Annotated in this window: 16 protein-coding genes and 1 pseudogene; 3 read left to right on the top strand and 14 right to left on the bottom strand. The window is 69.1% G+C overall.

The genetic code is table 11. The features are described 5' to 3' along the window. Window positions 1–10 precede the first annotated feature (10 nt). On the bottom strand, window positions 11–853 hold the full coding sequence (gene hisG, locus AUL38_RS10125; protein ID WP_059061756.1) for an ATP phosphoribosyltransferase: 843 nt from the start codon (window positions 851–853) through the stop codon (window positions 11–13). Window positions 854–957: 104 nt separating this feature from the next. Beyond that, window positions 958–1221, bottom strand: a complete 264-nt coding sequence (locus tag AUL38_RS10120; protein WP_059061754.1) for a phosphoribosyl-ATP diphosphatase — start codon at window positions 1219–1221, stop codon at window positions 958–960. Window positions 1222–1928: 707 nt separating this feature from the next. On the opposite strand from AUL38_RS10120, the gene chrA reads away from it, so the two are divergent. After that, window positions 1929–3227, top strand: a complete 1299-nt coding sequence (gene chrA, locus AUL38_RS10115) for a chromate efflux transporter (RefSeq protein WP_059061998.1) — start codon at window positions 1929–1931, stop codon at window positions 3225–3227. 265 nt (window positions 3228–3492) lie between these two features. Here chrA and AUL38_RS10110 read toward each other — a convergent pair whose 3' ends face one another. From AUL38_RS10110 to AUL38_RS10070, 9 genes and pseudogenes are all read right to left on the bottom strand, one after another. After that, on the bottom strand, window positions 3493–4248 hold the full coding sequence (locus AUL38_RS10110) for a hypothetical protein (protein ID WP_059061751.1): 756 nt from the start codon (window positions 4246–4248) through the stop codon (window positions 3493–3495). A 14-nt stretch (window positions 4249–4262) separates the two neighbouring features. Next, the gene (locus tag AUL38_RS10105; RefSeq protein WP_161937432.1) at window positions 4263–5210 is read right to left on the bottom strand and encodes an ABC transporter ATP-binding protein; all 948 of its coding nucleotides are present in this window, start codon (window positions 5208–5210) and stop codon (window positions 4263–4265) included. A 5-nt stretch (window positions 5211–5215) separates the two neighbouring features. Next, the gene (locus tag AUL38_RS10100) at window positions 5216–5440 is read right to left on the bottom strand and encodes a helix-turn-helix transcriptional regulator (protein ID WP_059061748.1); all 225 of its coding nucleotides are present in this window, start codon (window positions 5438–5440) and stop codon (window positions 5216–5218) included. Beyond that, the gene (locus AUL38_RS10095) at window positions 5437–5838 is read right to left on the bottom strand and encodes a hypothetical protein (RefSeq protein ID WP_059061746.1); all 402 of its coding nucleotides are present in this window, start codon (window positions 5836–5838) and stop codon (window positions 5437–5439) included. Before AUL38_RS10095 ends, AUL38_RS10100 begins: the two co-directional genes overlap by 4 nt. After that, window positions 5835–6998 (bottom strand): ABC transporter permease, encoded by a 1164-nt coding sequence (locus AUL38_RS10090; RefSeq protein ID WP_059061744.1) that lies wholly within the window; start codon window positions 6996–6998, stop codon window positions 5835–5837. The genes AUL38_RS10095 and AUL38_RS10090 overlap by 4 nt, the downstream gene beginning before the upstream one ends. Window positions 6999–7228: 230 nt before the next feature. Then, window positions 7229–7594 (bottom strand): thiamine-binding protein, encoded by a 366-nt coding sequence (locus AUL38_RS10085; protein ID WP_059061743.1) that lies wholly within the window; start codon window positions 7592–7594, stop codon window positions 7229–7231. Window positions 7595–7685: 91 nt separating this feature from the next. After that, window positions 7686–8120 carry a PaaI family thioesterase gene (locus AUL38_RS10080; protein ID WP_059061742.1) on the bottom strand — a complete coding sequence of 145 codons (435 nt, stop codon included), beginning with the start codon at window positions 8118–8120 and terminating at the stop codon, window positions 7686–7688. Window positions 8121–8306: 186 nt separating this feature from the next. Further along, window positions 8307–8968 (bottom strand): annotated as a pseudogene (gene rpe / locus AUL38_RS10075) (ribulose-phosphate 3-epimerase). Between the two features lie 9 nt (window positions 8969–8977). Further along, a complete protein-coding gene (locus AUL38_RS10070) occupies window positions 8978–9907 on the bottom strand; it encodes a LysR family transcriptional regulator (protein WP_083506773.1) in 930 nt (309 codons plus the stop codon). A 70-nt stretch (window positions 9908–9977) separates the two neighbouring features. On the opposite strand from AUL38_RS10070, the gene AUL38_RS10065 reads away from it, so the two are divergent. Further along, a complete protein-coding gene (locus AUL38_RS10065; protein WP_059061740.1) occupies window positions 9978–10913 on the top strand; it encodes a DMT family transporter in 936 nt (311 codons plus the stop codon). Here AUL38_RS10065 and AUL38_RS10060 read toward each other — a convergent pair. Together AUL38_RS10060 and AUL38_RS10055 are read right to left on the bottom strand one after the other, a co-directional pair. Next, the gene (locus AUL38_RS10060; protein WP_083506772.1) at window positions 10897–12495 is read right to left on the bottom strand and encodes an RsmB/NOP family class I SAM-dependent RNA methyltransferase; all 1599 of its coding nucleotides are present in this window, start codon (window positions 12493–12495) and stop codon (window positions 10897–10899) included. The two genes, AUL38_RS10065 and AUL38_RS10060, sit on opposite strands and share 17 nt — an antisense overlap. Next, window positions 12492–13415, bottom strand: a complete 924-nt coding sequence (locus tag AUL38_RS10055) for a methionyl-tRNA formyltransferase (protein ID WP_059061738.1) — start codon at window positions 13413–13415, stop codon at window positions 12492–12494. Before AUL38_RS10055 ends, AUL38_RS10060 begins: the two co-directional genes overlap by 4 nt. A gap of 201 nt (window positions 13416–13616) precedes the next feature. On the opposite strand from AUL38_RS10055, the gene trpB reads away from it, so the two are divergent. Next, complete coding sequence (trpB, locus tag AUL38_RS10050) at window positions 13617–14858, top strand: tryptophan synthase subunit beta (RefSeq protein WP_083506771.1); 1242 nt, start codon at window positions 13617–13619, stop codon at window positions 14856–14858. An 80-nt stretch (window positions 14859–14938) separates the two neighbouring features. On the opposite strand, the gene AUL38_RS17400 is transcribed toward trpB, so the two are convergent. Continuing rightward, the coding region (locus AUL38_RS17400; protein ID WP_059061736.1) for a DEAD/DEAH box helicase family protein at window positions 14939–17721 on the bottom strand (2783 nt) is incomplete at its 5' end.

Raw genomic sequence — 17721 nt, 5'->3', positions numbered from 1 at the left:
ATTCGCTCCCCTACAGTCGCGCGGCGTGGATCGCGGTGACCAAGATCGCCCGCGCGCCGAGGTCATACAGCCGGTCCATGATGAAGTTCGCCTCGTCGGCAGGCACCATCACGCGCACGGCGACCCATTCCTCATCGCGCAGCGGCGACACTGTCGGCGACTCAATGCCCCCGGCGACCGCGATCGCGTCGTCGAGGTGGCTGACCGGGAGGTCGTAGTCCATGAGCACGAACTTGCGCGCGACGAGCACGCCGCGCAGGCGGCGCATGAGACGCTCAATGCCGGCGTGCTGGCTCGGGCCACCGATGAGCACCGCGGTGGACTCGAGGATGACCGGGCCGAAAATATCGAGGCCAGCGGCACGGAGCGTGGCACCAGTGGAGACGACGTCGGCGACCGCGTCAGCGACGCCGAGCTGCACCGCCGACTCGACGGCCCCGTCGAGCTTCACGAGCGAGGACTCGATACCGCGCTTGCGGAGGAAGGTATCGACGAGCGTCGGGTAGCTCGTCGCGACGCGCTTGCCAGCGAGATCTTCGAGGTCCTTCACGTCGCCGTCCGCCGGCGAGGCAAAGCGGAACGTCGAGTCAGCGAAGTCGAGCTCGGCGATCTCATGGGCTTCGGAGCCCGAGTCGAGCAGCAGATCTCGGCCGGTAATACCAACGTCGAGCGCACCCGACCCGACATACGTCGCGATGTCGCGCGGCCGGAGGTAGAAGAACTCGACGTCGTTCTTCGGATCCGAGTGCACGAGCTTGCGTGAATCCTTGCGGCCCGAGTATCCGGCCTCAGCGAGCATTTCTGCAGCGACCTCGGCCAGGGCGCCCTTGTTCGGAACTGCGATTCGCAGCATGTGGAAATTTCCTTCCATCGTGGCCGAGGCACGGGGTGGATCGGCCGAGTGAGTTTCAAAGGTCAGCGAAACGCGCCAACGCGGGCTCAAGCCGAGCGTTGACGCTACAGATGCGTGTACACATCTTCGAGGGTCATGCCCTTCGCGAGCATGAGCACCTGGAGGTGGTACAGCAACTGGCTGATCTCTTCGGCGCAGGCTTCTGACGACTCGTACTCGGCCGCCATCCAGACTTCTGCTGCCTCTTCGACGATCTTCTTGCCGATCGAATGCACGCCAGCGTCCAGCCGGGCGACAGTGTCGCTGCCGTCAGGCCGCGATGCGGCCTTCTCGGCGAGCTCGGCGAAGAGCGTGTCGAAGGTTTTCACGGGTCAAGACTATCAGGGCGCGAGCGCCCACCGTGCCACCGCCGGGCCATCTTGCGGAAAATCGGCTTTTCGCACCGCCAAGACCGCGGGCGGCGGGTTTTCCTGTAGTGCCGCGCATCTGAGGCAGGGAATCGCATGCTGGTGCACCGGCACCCGGCAAGTCACTGACAAAGCCACTTGCGGAAAGTAACTTTGCAGGCATGGATTACGACCTCCTCTTCCTCCCCACAGCACACCGGCACGGGGCATCCGAGTCACCGATCCGCCACGCTCTGCGCAACTCCATCCACCACACCAGACCAGACCAGACCAGACGACAGCATGACGATGTACACCGGCCCTGACTATGACGGCACCCTGTCGAGGTAGGCGTGATCGAATGGCACGAGGTCTTGGCAGTTGCCCACGCAATGAAGCCAGCACGATCCAATCGCCAAGCCACGCTGACAGGGTGGCGGCTTGGCGGCATGGCGGCATGCCGGCGGGCCGAGGCTGAACGAGAGTTCGCCGCTGCCATCGCTCACGCCAGATCAGAGCACGTCTCTTGGCGCGAGCTTGGTGAGATGCTCGGCACAAGCGGCGAGGCGGCCCGCCAACGATACTCGCGGCGCACAGCCTAGACCGAGCTCTACCAGCAGCCGCTAGCGCCTGCCGCCGCCTACAGCCGTGGCCACCTTCCCGTCACCTTGGACCGCTACGGTGTCGCCGTGCAGCAAAGCTCCCCCTCTTCGGCCGCCTCACAGGGAACCGTGCGCGAGATCTTCTGGGCGTTTTTGCGCCTCGGCCTCACTTCCTTCGGCGGCCCAGTCGCGCATCTCGGATACTTCCGTTCTGACCTCGTGACGCGCCGCGGCTGGGTCTCCGACCGCGACTACACCGACCTTGTGGCTCTCTGCCAAGTCCTCCCCGGGCCCGCGTCAAGCCAGGCCGGGTTTGGCCTCGGGCTGCGGCGAGCCGGGCTCCCCGGTGCACTGGCCGCGTTCGCGGCCTTCACGCTGCCATCGGCGCTACTGATGTATCTGCTGGCGGCCGGCACTCAAGTCCTCACGGGCCCGTTGTGGTCGGGTGCACTCGTGGGGCTGCAGGCCGTCGCGGTCGCTGTCGTCGCGCACGCCGTCATCGGCATGGCGCGCACGCTCACCCCAGACCTGCAACGGCTCTCCATCGGGGTGGCTGCGCTGACAGCGGCCTTACTCTGGCCCGGCGGCGTCACACAACTCATCGTCATTGCCGGCGGTGCCGCGCTCGGCACCTGGTGGTGCGTGGCAGCGGCACGCTCAACGCTTGCTCGCCACACAGCGCACGCTCTGGGCGCGACGGGTTCTCCGGACGCGGCGAGGGCACCCGAGGGTGACCTGCCTCTGACCGACGATCGGGGTCGAGTCACCCGCCGCACCGGAACCGCCTCCCTCACCATTCTGGGTGCGCTGTTGGTGGCGGCGTCTCTCCTCGGTCGCAGTGTGGGCGATAGTTGGCTTTCCCTCGTGGCGGCGTCCCTCCGAGCTGGATCCTTCGTCTTCGGCGGCGGCCACGTCGTGCTGCCGCTACTGCACTCCGAATTCGTCGCGACCGGCTGGGTCTCCGAGGCCGATTTCGCCGCCGGCTACGGTGTCGCCCAGGCAATGCCCGGCCCACTGTTTTCCTTCGCCGCCTACCTTGGCGCCATCGCTGATGTAGGCCCGGGCGGTGCCGCGGGTGCGACGCTCGCACTCGTCGCGATCTTCATACCGGGGTTTCTCCTCTTGCTCGGCGCGCTGCCGTTTTGGGCGCTCTTGCGTGGCAGCGCGCGCGGCAATGCTGCGGTGCTCGGCGCGAGCGCTGCGGTGGTCGGCCTCCTCGCCGCCGCCCTGGCGCATCTCGTTACCCAAGCTGCGGGGAATGGCCCATGGGCGCTCGCCATCGCGCTCGGGTGCGGCTTGGCGCTCTACTGGCGGCCCCCGCTGTGGTTGGTGGTGCTACTCGCCGCCGCGGCAGGTGCGGCACTCAGCCTCCTCGGCATGCACTAGCTCTGCCCCGCCCCGCGCGCCACGCCCTCCGCCACACGCCCACGCCCACCGCCCCCCAAGCCCGCCACCCCGCGCCCACGCCCCACGCCCCACGCCCGACACATAGATCTGGGATCGACGCATCGTATGCAAGAAACTCAAGTTTCCTCGATACGAAGCGTCGTTTACAGGTCTAGCGATCGCGCCCCGGCCAGCACCTCGGTCGAGCGATCGCGCCCCCGGCCAGCACCTCGGTCGAGCCCAGACATCTCGCATGCATCACCCGCTAACGCCTGCAGCGAGTCACCCCAACCGCCCACAGCACCAGTCCACCCGCCGCGATCCACGCTGTCGGGCCGAGTCCGGGCCTGCCACCCGCGAGCGTGTCAGCCAAGACATACGCAAGCGCTGTGGTCGGGACATAGCCAAGCACCCAGTCGGCCCCTGGCAAGAACGCTTCGAACGGCAACGCCCCCGCAGTGAGTAGCACGGCGGCAGGCACGATCATGCCGAGCGCACGAACCTGGGAGCCACGGCGGGCCAGCGCACCGCCGACGGAGCCCAGCCCGAGTCCAATGGCGCACAGGCCAGCGCAGACCGCAAACGCGCCCGGAATGGCCGAGGGTGGTGTTCGAGCCGCTGCGAGCCCGGCGACGGCAACTACCAGGGCTAACGTGAGCGCGATCGGCGTGTGCGCGAGTAGGAGCGCTCCACGATGCAGCGGGACTGTTGCGAGGAACCTGACGGTGCCGCGCTCCCTCGCCTCTGCGACCGGTACTGCGAGGGCGCCGAAGCTGGCGGTGACGAGCAGCACCGCGAGCAGGATCGGCATCGAGGAGCGCGTGATCTCCCCCGCCGCACCGAGAAGCAGATCGGTTGCTGTGATGAGCAGGATGGTTGCGAGCGGGATGGCGAGTCCGAGGACGGTGGTGACCGGGAACCTGCGGATCTCTGTGAGTGCTGCCCGGTGTAGCGCGAGGACGCCTGATAGCGTCTGGGCGAAGCTCTGCCCCCTGAAATGAGCTACTCGGGCGCGAAGCAAGTTCCTCCCCTGCATCATCGGACCCGGTCTGACGCGTGTCCGGCGGATTCGTGCGCGCTTTCTCCCGGCTGCCCGACGGCCGCGAGGTAGACGTCCTCGAGGGAGGGGTGGTGGACGGCGATCCCGGTGGCGTGGAGTCCCCGCGTGAAGGTGAGTCGCCTGAGTGTCGCGTCGGGGTCGTCGGCGGGCACGGTGACCCGTGTCCCTGCGACGAGCGCCCGCTCTGTTCGAGTGGCGCCCACCGCTTCGCTGAGGAGACCCGGGTCGGTTCCCGCGGCGACGGTGAAGCTCACCTCGCTCGGTGCGACGAGTTCGCGCGCGAGGTCGTCGGGGGAACCGGAGAGCACGATCCTCCCCTCGGCCATGATGGCGACTCGGTCACAGAGCTGCTGCGCCTCGTCGAGGTGGTGCGTGGTCATGAGCACGGTGGCTCCGGCTGCCCGGATGTCCCTGATGAGTTGCGCGATGTCGCGCCGCATCTCGGGGTCGAGCCCGGCGGACGGTTCATCGAGCAGCACGAGCGTGGGGCGGCCGACGAGGGCGATTGCGATGAGCAGCCGTCGCTCCTCCCCGCCGGAGAGGTGCTTCACGCGCGTGCGCCGCACCTGGGTGAGCCCCACCCGGTCGCGGAGCTCGGCGAGCGGGAGCGGGTCGTCGTGGAAGGAGGCGAAGAGTCGGAGTGTCTCGTCAACGGTGAGGGTCGGGAAGAGCGCGGCCGCCTGGGGCTGCACGCCGACGCTCGCGGTAATGGTGGATCGGTGCCGTTCAGGATCCACCCCGAGCACCGTGACAGTTCCCGTGGTTGGGCGTTCGAGCCCGGCGATGAGGTCGACCGTCGTGGTCTTACCCGCACCGTTGGGCCCGAGCAGCCCGACGATCTCGCCTTCCCAGGCGTCGAGATCAACGCCGCGCAGGATCTGGGTCTCGCCGACGGTGCGCGTCACCCCCTGCACGGAGATCACCGCGGTCACTTCTTGCCCCCTGAGGGCGGGGCGTCTGTCTCCCCCGGGAAGAAGATCTGTTCGATGGGTTTGCCGAAGGCGCTCGAGACGCGGAACGCGAGCGGCAGCGAGGGATCGTACTTGCCCGATTCCAGCGCGTTTACCGTCTGCCTCGACACCCCGAGCATCTCTGCGAACTCGACCTGCGTCCAGCCGGCCTCGCTGCGGAGGGCGCGCACGTCGTTTCTCACTGGTTCCCTCGGAGGTTCATTACGAGCATCGCGATGCCCCAGGTCATCATGCCGATGACGAAGACTCCCCACACGGCGAGGGGCACGGGCCCGATCTCGGCGTCGAGCATGCCGAACACGACCGCGGCCACCATCGAGACGAGGAACGCGATTGCGGAGGCCGTCATCGCGCGCGGCCGCATGAACTCGTCGAGGCTGCGCACGAACTGTACGACGGCGTAGACCATCCAGGCGACGGCGACGAGCGGCACGAGCGCGATCACGAGGGCGAGTGGCGTGCCCGGCTCAGCCTCGAACGGCAGGAACAGCATGAGCACGAGGAAGAGCACGGATGCGGCCGCCATGTGGAGTGTGTAGCGGCGCGCGTGTGCGCGCTCGCTCCGGGTGAGTTCGGTCATGTGAGGGCTCCTTCTGGGGAGGGTGCGGTCGGGGCGGGGTCGGGAGGTGCCGGGTCGGTGGTTCCTCGTGCGCCGCGCGGATTCGCGCCTGTCGGCGCTGCGTCCCATGTGAAACGCTGTACCGCGAGCATGAAGCAGGCGATGCCGGTCACAAGCATGAGCGCCCAGTACGCGGGCACAGGCAGCAGTGGGGTGGTGCCGGCAAGGTCCGCGCTCGCCGGTTCCGTGATCCAGCTGCCGGGGAGCAGCCCGACGGCGAACCGCGCCGGGGTAGGGAGCAATTCTGCCGGTAGCACTGCACCAGCACTGAAGACGAGGGCGAGGGAGATGCCGGCCATGAGGCTCTGTGAGGCCTCCGCCTTGCGTGCCCTGGCCGAGAAGACGGCGCCGACCCCAAACAGCATGACGGCGGCCAAGGCCACGGTCACCGCGAAGCGAGGAAGCGCGCTCACCTCGGTGTATCTGCGGGCGAGACCAATTGCAACGACTCCTGCGGTGCAGGCGAGTAGCAACGCGAGGCGCGCGGGGATACGTGAGGCGAGAAACAGTCGGCGTGAGAGCGGGGTGGTGCCGAGCAACCGAAGCATGCCGCGCTCACGTGCCGCGACGAGCGGCACGGTGGTTCCAATGAGCGCGACCGAGGCAAGCACCGCGAGGAACTCGGTGCCGAGATTCAGCCGAAGGAAATCCGGCATGGGTTCCCCCTCAGCGGCGATCACATCGATGCTCCCCGCTGGCATGCCCGCGACGCGGAGCGCCTGCCAGAGCGGGTCCCAGCCGATCCCTGATTCACGCAGCGTCACCGTCACCCGCCCAGTGCCGTTCTCGGCGGCGGTGCTCTCGGCGGCGGCGTCGACCCGCAGCGTCACGTTCGCAACCTCCCCCGTGCCCGAGGCAACGAACGGCGCGAGCTGCTCGGTGATCGCGGCGGCGTGGGGCTCGACAAGTTGTGGCGTCGCCGAGATAGCTGCGAGGTCGTGCTGGGCAATGCGCGGGGCAGACCCCGTCACCGCGAAGGCGAGCCACATCGAGGTGTGGATGACGAGCAGGACGAGCATCAGCGCGAGCATCGACGCCCAGGTGAGCTTCTCGCGGAGCAGGTCACTCGCGTCGGTGCGCGCGAGCGCCCAGAATGCGCGGCGTTTGGTTGCTGCGAGCACTGGACCCCCTGACGTCAACTTTCCTTTACATCAGGGTAGATGGCGACACCTTGCATGTCAAGAGTCCTTGACGCCCGGTGGTCGAGGGCTGCCCGGGACAGCCCCGCGCAGCCAAGCCTGGGCACACCCCCGCACGTAGATCTGGGATCGACGTTCCGTATGCAAGAAACTCAAGTTTCCTTACTACGAAACGTCGATCCCAGATCTTCGGGACGTGACCGCCGACCGACTTAGGCGGTGCGCACGTGCCGGGCGCGCCCGCGCACCTCGTCGGGGTTCGCCTCGCCCACTCTGCGGGCAACGGCCTCCTCGAGGCGCTCGAGCTTCCCGTCAATCTCGCCCGTGTGGCCGGGGCGAATGTCAGCCGTCATGACGAGCGACACCCGTGATCCGAACGGCATCACGGCATCGGTCGCGCGCTTCACGACGTCGAACACCTCGTCCCACTCCCCCTCGATCTCGGTAAACATGCTGCTCGTGCGGTAGGGCAGGCCAGAATCACGCACGACACGGATCGCTTCGGCCACCGCCTCAACAACCGATCCGTCTGAGTGCTCTTGGCCACCGCTCGGGGCAACGGAAAACGCGAGAATCACGAAGGGGTCCTTTCGTCCTTGACTGGTAACTCGTGAAAGAGTACCGGTCAAAGATGCCAGGACGTCTCGGGAACCCCCACAGATCGCAGTTTCATCGGCTTGACGTCGACTCCTCCGAGCGAATCGCCGACACCGTTCCAGACCCAGCCGCGCACAAGTATTCCTTGCCACCGGTCGCCGCGTAGATCTCAACGGTCGCGACCGCCCGACCCGACGTTTTCGCCTGCGTGGTCGCCCGCGCGATCACGACCTCCCCCTTGGCCGGCCTGAGGTAGTGCAGGTTCACACTTGCCGTGAGCACACTCGTGCCGAGCACCTGCCCCGCCGCGAACGTCACCGCGTTATCGGCGAGGTAACACAGCACGCCGCCGTGCACGAAGCCGTGCTGCTGCAGCAGATCGGGCCGCACGTCGAGTTCGAGGGTAATCCCCTCGGCATTCCAACGGGTGAGTCTGGTCCCCAGCATTTGACTGAACGGTTGCGAGTCGAGCACTTGCTGCGCCACCACGATTGCGTCATCGGCCATGCGGCACCCCTGTCGATCAGCGGCCCGGCGTCGTTACCGAGCCAAGTGTCGTCAGACTAACACGGCGAGCGTGGCGCTACTGCCGCGCCCGCGTTTCCTCGCGCACACCGCTGGGCCGCACCGCTGGGCGGCACCGCGGGGCAGCACCGCTGAATTACTGCGCCAACGCCGGCGCTGGAACTGCGGCTAGTGCTTGTGCTGGGCAGCGGCGATGCGGAGGTCAGCGATCCGCTCCTCGGGCACCCCGCCGTAGACGGCCGAGCCGGCGACGAAGGTATCGGCGCCGGCCTCGGCAGCGATGCCGATCGTGTCGACAGTGATGCCGCCATCGACCTGCAGCCACACGTCGAGTCCGTGCTTCGCGCGCGCCTCTGCGAACCTGCGCAGCTTCGGCATCATGTCGGGCATGAACGACTGTCCGCCGAAGCCGGGTTCGACGGTCATCACGAGCACCTGATCGAACTCGGGCAGCAGCTCGAGGTAGGGCTCGGGGTCGGTGCCGGGCTTGAGCGCGATCCCCGCGCGGGCGCCGATGTCACGGATCTTGCGCGCGAGCGCCACCGGGTCAGTCGTCGCCTCGGCGTGGAACGTCACGGAGTACGCGCCCATCTCGGCGTATCCGGGAGCCCAGCGGTCGGCGTCGGAGATCATGAGGTGCATATCGAGCGGGATCGGCGATACCGCCTGAATCCGCTCCACAATGGGCGGACCCATGGGAGGTTCGGGACGAAGTGATTGTCCATCACGTCGACGTGCACGAGATCCGCGGCGCGGATGGCCTCGAGCTCTGCCTGGAGGTTCACGAAATCGGCGGACAGGATGCTGGGGTTGATGCGCTGCGCGGTCACACTCCCAGCCTACGCGATCCGCGCGGCGGCCTCCCCCTCGAGCAGCGCGTCGGCTCCCCGGTCAGCTTGCTTCGAAGCGGCCCGACGTGACCTCGTGTGAGACAGGAGCGCGGCTCCCACCGGGTGCGGATCTCGATTGTCGGGAAGGGCGAGCACGAGGCGTCGCGCGCGGCGTTCGACGAGCGGCCGCATGCGGAGATTCGACGGGAGCATGCCGCGCCCGAGCGTCGGCACAATCGAGACACCGAACCCCTGCTCAACCATCGCGAGCAGGGTGCTCGTTTCGCGCACCCGGTGTCGCACCTCAAGCGGGATTCCGGCGGCCGCGAAGATCGACTGGACGTGTGTCTCGCAGCCGCCGCTCGACACGATCATGCCGTCGTCGGAGAGCTCGGCAAGGGGAATCTCAGGAAGCTCAACGAGGGGGTGGTCCTCACGAATCACCGCCGCATACTCGTCGACGTCAACGACCTTGGAGTGCGCAGGCTGTTCGGCCGGGTCGACGAGGATCGCGATGTCAACGAATCCGTTCTCGAGCCACTCTGGCATCTCGTCGTCGTCGCCCTCGAACACGTCCACACGGACATCTGGGAGCGCTGCGGCCCACTCCTCGATGAGCTCGGGGAGCAGCCCCCGGCAGACCGTCGGCACGGCGCCCAAGCGCACAGGCCCAGATACAGATCGATCGCCGCGGGCGGCTGCTTCGAGAGTCTCGATCGCGACCGATGCCGCACGAGCGTGCCCGACGGTCCGTTGCCCGAGCGAGGTGAGCGAGAGGGTGCGCCGGTCAAAGAGGGGCCCGGCGAGCTCGCGCTCCAACCCTGCGATCGCGTGCGATACCGCGGATTGACTGACCCCGAGCGCGGCAGCCGCGTCGGTGAAGGATCCACTGTCCGCGACAGCGACGAATGCGCGCAGCTGTTTTGTCGTGGGCACCATGAGCCTCCTTCATGTGAGCATGAGCAGCATTCGTTTGTTTCATGCTCGAGTGATTTCTAAGCTTAGCCGCATGCCCCCGCACCCCCGAGCCTCCCGGACCGCCCTCTCGTTCGCCGCACTCGCCCTCGTGTGGGGGTCAAGCTTTCTGTTCATGAAGGTCAGCCTGGCGGGGCTCGCCCCCGGCCAGGTCGCACTCGGTCGGGTGAGCCTGGGCGCGGCCACCCTCGTGTGCATCATGCTCGTCACGCGCCGGGCTTGGCCGCGAAGTCCGCGCATCTGGCTGCATCTCACGGTCGTCGCCGCGACGCTGTGTACGATTCCCTTCACGCTGTTCGCGTGGGCGGAAACGATGGTGCCGAGCACCGTGGCGAGCATCGTGAACGCGACAACGCCAATCATGACGTTGCTGCTCACCCCACTGTTACTCCCAACCGAGCGGCTGTCACGCGCGAAACGGCTCGGGCTCGGGATCGGGATCCTCGGGGTCGTTGTCCTCGTCGCGCCCTGGCGAGTGCTGTTCGACGGCGGCAGCGGCTCGCTGCCGGGAGTCCTGGCGGCACTCGGCGCAACCGCCTGCTACGGCTTCGGCGGGCTCTACATGCGCCGCTTTCTCGCCAACACTGACCTCGACACGATCACGATCGCTGCCATGCAGATGGCACTCGCGACCGCCCTCGCGCTCATCGCCGCCCCCGTACTCTCCACCGGGGAGGTGCACCTCACGCCGCCAGTCGCGCTCGCGATCTTGGCGCTCGGGGTGCTCGGCAGCGGCATCGCCTACATCTGGTACACGGGGATCATCCGGGAGTGGGGCGCAGCGCGCGCCTCAACGGTGACCTACCTCACCCCCGTCGTCGGGGTCACCTTCGGCGCGCTGTTCCTCGGCGAAGGCATCCACTGGAACGAGCCGCTCGGCGGCGCGATCGTCGTGCTGGGAATCCTCGCGAGTCAGGGGGTCCTCGAACGGCGGCTTGCGCGCCGCAGTACAGCTAGCTGTCGCGCGTAAGCAGCGACACGAACATCGCGTCGGTGCCGTGGCGGTGCGGCCAGAGCTGCGCGCTGAGCTGCTCGCCTGCGAGATCAGGTGCTTCGCCCTCGCGCGACGCCGCGAGCACTGCAGCCTTCGCATCGAGTTCGCGCAGTTCGGGGTGGCGCTTCAGCGCCCGATCCACGCCCACCCGCGTCTCCGCGAGGTGCGGCGAACACGTCACGTAGGCGAGCACGCCGCCCGGCTTCAGGTGCGCGAGTGCGGCATCGACAAGCTCGCTCTGCAGCGCCGTGAGCTCGGGGAGATCGCCGGGCTGCTTGCGCCAGCGCGCCTCGGGGCGGCGACGCAGCGCGCCGAGCCCGGAGCAGGGCGCGTCGACGAGGATGCGGTCGTAGAGCTCGTGCTCGCCCCGCCCGCAGCCGTAGGCGTCCTCCTCGCGGCCGTCGTGCGAGACGACCTCGATGACGTCGCCCGGCAACGCGGCAACTCCGCTCACGGAGTCGCGGACGAGCTCGGCTCGGTGATCCGACACCTCGTTCGCGCGCACGGTCGCGCCCTCGACGAGCGCCTCAGCGGCGAGGATCGCGGTCTTCCCGCCCGGCCCCGCACAGAGGTCGAGCCAGCGCTCACCCTGCACGACGGGGGTTGCCCGAACCAGCGCGAGGGCGGCGAGCTGCGATCCCTGATCCTGCACGCGGAGCAGCCCCGCGGACACGTTTGCCTGTTCCTCAGCCGTCGCCATCGCGCGCGCGGGGTCGCCGCCGTGCAGCTCGAGCCCGATCGCAGAGGAACCCACCGCGTCAAACAGGTCGGGCTCGACCGCCGCGAGTTCCTCGGCCGTGATGCCAGCCCCCTCGAGCAGCGCGAGGTTCACGCGCGGGGACGCGTTGTTCGTTTCGAGCAGCGCCTCGATCTCTGCTTCGCGGCCCTCGGCGCGGAGCGCGTCGCGCAGGGCCCGCAGCACCCAGGCGGGGTGCGAGGCGCGGGCGGCGAGCGCCTCGTCCGGGGTCTTCGCCTCGGCGACGATGCGCTCGTCCCACTCCTCGCTCGTCGCGCGCCCGATCTCCCGGAGCACGCCGTTCACGAAGCCCGCCGCGCGCTCGCTGCCGACGCGCCGCTGCAGCTCGACGCTCTCGTGCACGGCTGCGTGGGCCGCGGTGCGCATCGAGAGCAGCTGGTGCGCGCCGAGGCGCAGCACGTTCAGCGCTACTGGATCGATGTCCGCGGTCGAGCGGCCGGCGGCGAGCTCGATGATGCGATCGATGCGGCCCAGGCCGCGCAGCGTTCCGGCCGCGAGCTCGGTCGCGAGGCCCGCGTCGCGTGAGTCGAGGCGCGCGGTGCGGATCCGGGAAGCAAGCGCGAGGTTCGCGTACGCGTCGCGGTCGACCACGTCGCGCAGCACGTCGTACGCGACGATGCGGGCGCCCGAGATCCGGGCCCGCGGCGCGCGGTCACGCTGGCCGCCACGCTGACCTCCGCCGCGGGAGTTGCCACCCCGCGAGTTGCCGCGTGTGCCGCCTCGACCGGCTTCGCTGCCCGAGCGCTGCCCTCCGCCCCGAGAACTGTCGCCGCGGGATCCGCCGTTGTCCTGTGGGCTCATGCGAGCTCCGCCTTTCCGCCGCGGCCACGAAGCCACGCGTTTCCGTCCATTGCGGGTTTGCCGGCCGGCTGCACCCGTGAGAGTTCGAGGGCGCCCTCGGCGAAGCCAAGCAGCGCGGTCTTGCCGACGAGCCGGGCCTCGCCCGCGGCGAGATCCGCCGGGACATCGCCGACGAAGGCCTTGAGCTCGGTGAGCTTGACCGCCTGCTCGCCGAGCAGCGCGTAGGCGCCGGGCTCCGGGGTGACGCCGGCCCAGTGCGCGAGTGCGGCCGCGGCGGAGACGGTGTGCGGCTCGATCCTGCCGTCCTCCCGGCTGAGCTTGTGCGCGTAGGTGTCCTCGCCGACCTGCGGCTCGCCCGCGGAGGGATTCTCTGCGAGGAGGTCGACCGCGCGCATGAGCGCCTCGGTTCCCGTGCTTGACAGCTCGGTGAGCGCAACACCTGCGGAGGTGCCGGGCGCGAAGCTCGTCGTGTCGCGCGTGAGCACGTCGCCCGCGTCGAGCGCTTCGACGAGGCGGAACACGGTGACGCCGAGATCCTGCTCGCCGTCCATGAGCGCCCGCTGCACGGGGGCGGCTCCCCGCCAGCGCGGGAGGTCGGAGAAGTGCAGGTTGATCCAGCCGTGATTGGGCAGCGACAGCAGCGGCTCGCGCAGCAGCCCGCCGTAGGCGACGATCACGCCAAGTTCGGCGCCGCGGGCCTCGGCCCAGGCGGTCGCGTCCTCGCCGAGCCGATTGGCCTTGAGTGTCTCGAGCCCGAGCTCCTCGGCGGCCTGCGCGACGGGCGATGGCGTGAGCACGCGCTTGCGGCCGAGCGGCGCGTCCTCGCGCGTGATGACGCCGACGATGTCGTGCCCTGCCGCGGCGAGCGCCCGGAGGCTCGGCACAGCAAATTCCGGAGTTCCGGCGAAGAGAATACGCATATCGTCTATTCTCGCAGGTGTTCCAGGTGCTATGCTCCTGCCATGCGCAAGATTGGACTCAACCAGGAGTGGTGGCTCGCCTAGAGGCGGCCACGTTCTTACGCAGAACCCAGAACCCACACCGCCTCGCAGTGCATGTCACTCGGGCGGTTTTCGTTTCGGTGGCGCAGTGCGAGGCTCAACACCAGGAGCTCACCACCCATGTCTCACGCTGATTCCGCGCATGCTGTAACGGCTGACGCACCCGCGCTGCACCCCGACTACCAGGCCGACGAGGCCGGCTTCTTTGGCGAGTTCGGCGGCGCAGAGCTCCCGCCCCACCTCGTCGAGCCGATGGCAGAGGTCGCTCGCGAGTACGCCGCGGCCAGCGCCGACCCCGCTTTCCAGGCCGAGTACCAGGCACTGCTCTCGAAGTACGTCGGCCGGCCCTCGCTGCTGTACTACGCGGAGAACCTCAGCCGAAAGCTCGGCGGCGCGAAGATCTACCTCAAGCGCGAAGACCTCAACCACACCGGCGCGCACAAGATCAACCACACCCTCGGCGAGGCGCTGCTCGCCAAACGCATGGGCAAGCGCACCCTCATCGCAGAGACCGGCGCGGGCCAGCACGGCGTGGCGCTCGCCACTGCCGCGGCTCTCACCGGGCTGAAGTGCGAGATCCACATGGGCGCGATCGACGTCGCGAAGCAGCACCCGAACGTCGTGCGTATGGAGCTGCTCGGAGCAAAGGTTGTCACCGTCGAGGAGGGCGGCCGCTCGCTCAAGGAGGCCGTCGATTCTGCATTCGGCACCTACGCGGCAGATCCGGAGGAGTACTTCTTCGCGATCGGTTCCGTCGTCGGCCCCCACCCCTACCCGACGATGGTGCGCGACTTCCAGTCCGTCGTCGGCCGCGAGGCGCGCGCACAGATCCTTGAGGCTGAGGGTACACTCCCCGACTACCTCGTCGCGGCGGTCGGCGGCGGATCCAACGCGCTCGGCCTGTTCACCGCGTTCCTCGGGGACGAGTCAGTGAAGCTCGTCGGCGTCGAGCCTGGCGGTGAGGGCCTCGAGGGCACCCGCCACGCGGCAACCATGACGCTCGGCACCCCCGGCGTGCTCCACGGCATGCGCACGAAGGTGCTGCAGGACGCCGCGGGCGAGCCGTCGGCGGTGCACTCGATCGCCTCGGGCATCGACTACCCGGGTGTCGGCCCGCAGCATGCCAGGCTCGAGCAGCTCGGGCGCGCGGACTACGTCATCGCGTCGGACGCCGAGACACTCGCGGCATTCCAGCTGCTCACCCGCACCGAGGGCATCATCCCCGCGCTCGAGTCGTCGCACGCGGTTGCGCACGCCGTGAAGCTCGCGCCGACGCTGGCCACCGACGAGATCATCATCGTGAATCTCTCGGGCCGCGGTGACAAGGATGTGGACTTCGTCGCGGAGCTGCTGGCGAAGTAGGGTGCCGCTGGGCGAGGCCACGAGCCTCGCCCAGCATGACCCAGCCGGCTCGCTGACTTGGCGGACACGTCTCGGCCCGGCTACGCCCAGACCTCGCGGCGAGTTGTGCGGGTGTCCGGGGCGGCGCTCCGCTTGCGGGCGCGGGTGAGCAGCGCGAGCTCCTCGGGCGAATCGATCTCGTGCAGCGTGCAGGGCCCCACCTGACGCGTCCACTCCCGCGCGAACAGCTGCGCGTCGGCGCGACGCCTGCCGAGCACCGCGGGCACCTGGAGGTATCGGGTACGCACGCCCAGTAGTGAGGTGATCCTTCCGGCGAGCCAGCTCACCGGGTTTCGCAGGTTCAGCGGCGATACGCCAATCTCAAGCAGAAACCTCGGCGACCGCACCGGCGCCATGAGTTCATCGAGGGTGTCGAGCAGGAGCCGCTGCTCCGCGAGCGACCCGCCACGCACCTCGACCGTGTAGTGCGAGACGACCCTCGGAGTCGCGTGCTGCGGCACGACGACGATGTTGCCCCGGCCGAAGGCGCGCACGAAGTCGCGGGTGTGGAGCACGCGAGCGATCGCGAAGGCCGCGCCCTGGTAGGCGGTCGCGGGCAGCGCCCGCTGTCGCACCGACCGCCAGAGTTCCCCGAGGAGATCCCGCGCGCCCCAGAGCGTCACGGCGAGCGCGAACAGCACCGTCACGACCGCGCTGCCCACGGGCATCTCGCGCAGCCGCGAACCGAAACGCTCGAGCTGCAGCAGCGCCAGGACGAGCAGCGTGCCGAGCACCAGCAGCACGAACTGCAGCGTCACCGAGCTCGCGAACGGGCGCCGCTTCGGCGGAGCGGAAATGGCCAGGGCCGCCCGCTCCTCGCCGAGATACTCCTCGCCGATCCGCCACTGCAGGCGGGTGTCGGATCGCCGCGGCAGCGCCTCGACGGTCGCCCGGTTGAGGTCGGCGGCGCGCGTCGCCGGCACCCGCTTGGCGCTGAGCGCGTCAAGCTGCACGAGCTGCCGCGAGGTCAGCGTGTGTTCGAGCCCGCGCACGACCGCCGCGGTTTCGTCGAGGGCGATCCCCCAGACCTGCGCGTGCTTGCGGGTGAGCCGCGTCACGTCGCTCGTGCCGTCGAGCTTCGTGTCGGCTTCGAGCACGCAGGCGACGGTCCAGTTGTGCGCGACCTTCTCGGGCCAGGCGGGGTCGAGCCTGAGCGTTCGGCCGCGGAGCTGCTGGGTGGCAGCGGAGGTTGCCGCGACGGACAGGTCGATGAGCGTGTTCACCGCGGGACAGTCCCAGCCCTCACCGAGGAGCCCACGGGTGCCGACGAGCAGCCGCACGCTTCCCTCGGCGACGAGCTGCGAGACAGCGGCGACCACGGCGGCGGATCCGAGCCCCGCGGTCTCGAGCTCTACGACGGCGGGGTTCGGGGTCTCGCTCGCGGCGAGTTCGCGCCCGAGGATCGCCGCAAGCCGCGGCAGCAGCGCCGCGGTGTCGCGCGCCGCGATCCGCATATGCTGCCCCGTGACCATGACGGGCCGGAGCTCCGTCAGCCGCGGGTCTGCCACGACCGTATCAAAGCACCGGAGGGCCCCGGCCCGGTCACCGCGCGAGGCGGTTCCGTGCCCGTGCACGGCGAAGTCGACGAGCACCACCGCGCGTATGTCCTTCCCGGTGTCGGTGCCGAGTTCGAGGCGAAGGATCTCGCCGATCGCGCTGTCCTTCGCCGCAGAGGTTGCGAGCACCTGGTCGATCGGATCGCGGCCCCGCCGCACGCCGCGGTCGGTGAGGTGGTAGCCGAAGTCGGCGAGCACGCCCCGCGTCTTCGCCCACAGCGCCGCCCGCTCGGGGTCTGGCAAGATGCGCTCGAGGGCGTAGCGGGCGAGCACACGCAGCCGCTGCTCGGTGCTTGGCCGCGTGGTGGCCGCGGGGCCGCCAGCGCGCACGATCTCGTGCTCAGGATCGAGTTCCGCGAGCACCCGGATCGCGGCCTCCGCGATCGTGAGGTCCGCCTTGAAGGCGGCCGCGAGCCGCGACTCGAGCTCGTGGGCGGTGAGCGAGGAGAGCGATGAGCCAGCCTCGGCTGCGGCACCGGCACTCGCGCTCGAACCGGCACCCGCGCCTGAACCGGCACCCGCGCCGCCGCCCACGAGCGTGTGCTCGAGGAAGTCGAGGCCGTCAGCACCGGCAAGCGTCTCGGACACGAGCTGTTCGAGCTCCCGATCCTGTGTGCTGAGAAACGAAAGCTCGTCGGGGGTGGGCGTCACGAACCAGGCGAAGTCCCGGTAGGGCGCGAGGTTGCCCTCTTTGACGACGGCGGGCGTCGGCAGCTCGTAGTCGACGTCGCCGAGCAGGCCCGTGTAGTTCTCGTAGAGCGTGCGGTCGTCCTCCGACGGCAGCGTCGCGGTGAGCCCAATGATGCGGGGTTCGACTCCGCGCTCGCGGATTCGCCCGGCGAGGCAGTGCACCACGACGGCCCAGTGGTCGAGCAGGTGGTGGCACTCGTCGAGGATGAGGGTCGTCACGCCGTGGTCGGCGATCCGGGTGATGAGGGCGCGCGCGTTGGGGTGCAGCGCGGCCTCGAGCGCGGCGGGGTTCGCCCGCACGACGTCCTTGCGGAGCCTCCCGGCGCGGCGGCGCACGCCCCGCTGGTAGGCAGCGCGGTTCGTTGCGGCGAGCTCAGTGAGCCACGCGTCGGCGGCAGCGGAGGATCGGCCAGCCTCGACGAGCTCGTCGATCCACTCGACGCGCGCGAGCTCGTCAAAGGGGCTGCTCGTCTCAAGCACCGACAGCATCTGGTAGGTGAGCGCCGTAAAATCGCCGAGCTCCGCCGGGTCCTCGGACACCGGCGGGACCGCGGCAACGGAGGCGGGTCGGGAGCCGT

Origin of the sequence: Leucobacter sp. G161, from assembly GCF_001482305.1 — a bacterium.
Taxonomy (GTDB): Bacteria; Actinomycetota; Actinomycetes; order Actinomycetales; family Microbacteriaceae; genus Leucobacter.
This window is presented reverse-complemented; position numbering and strand designations above follow the sequence as displayed.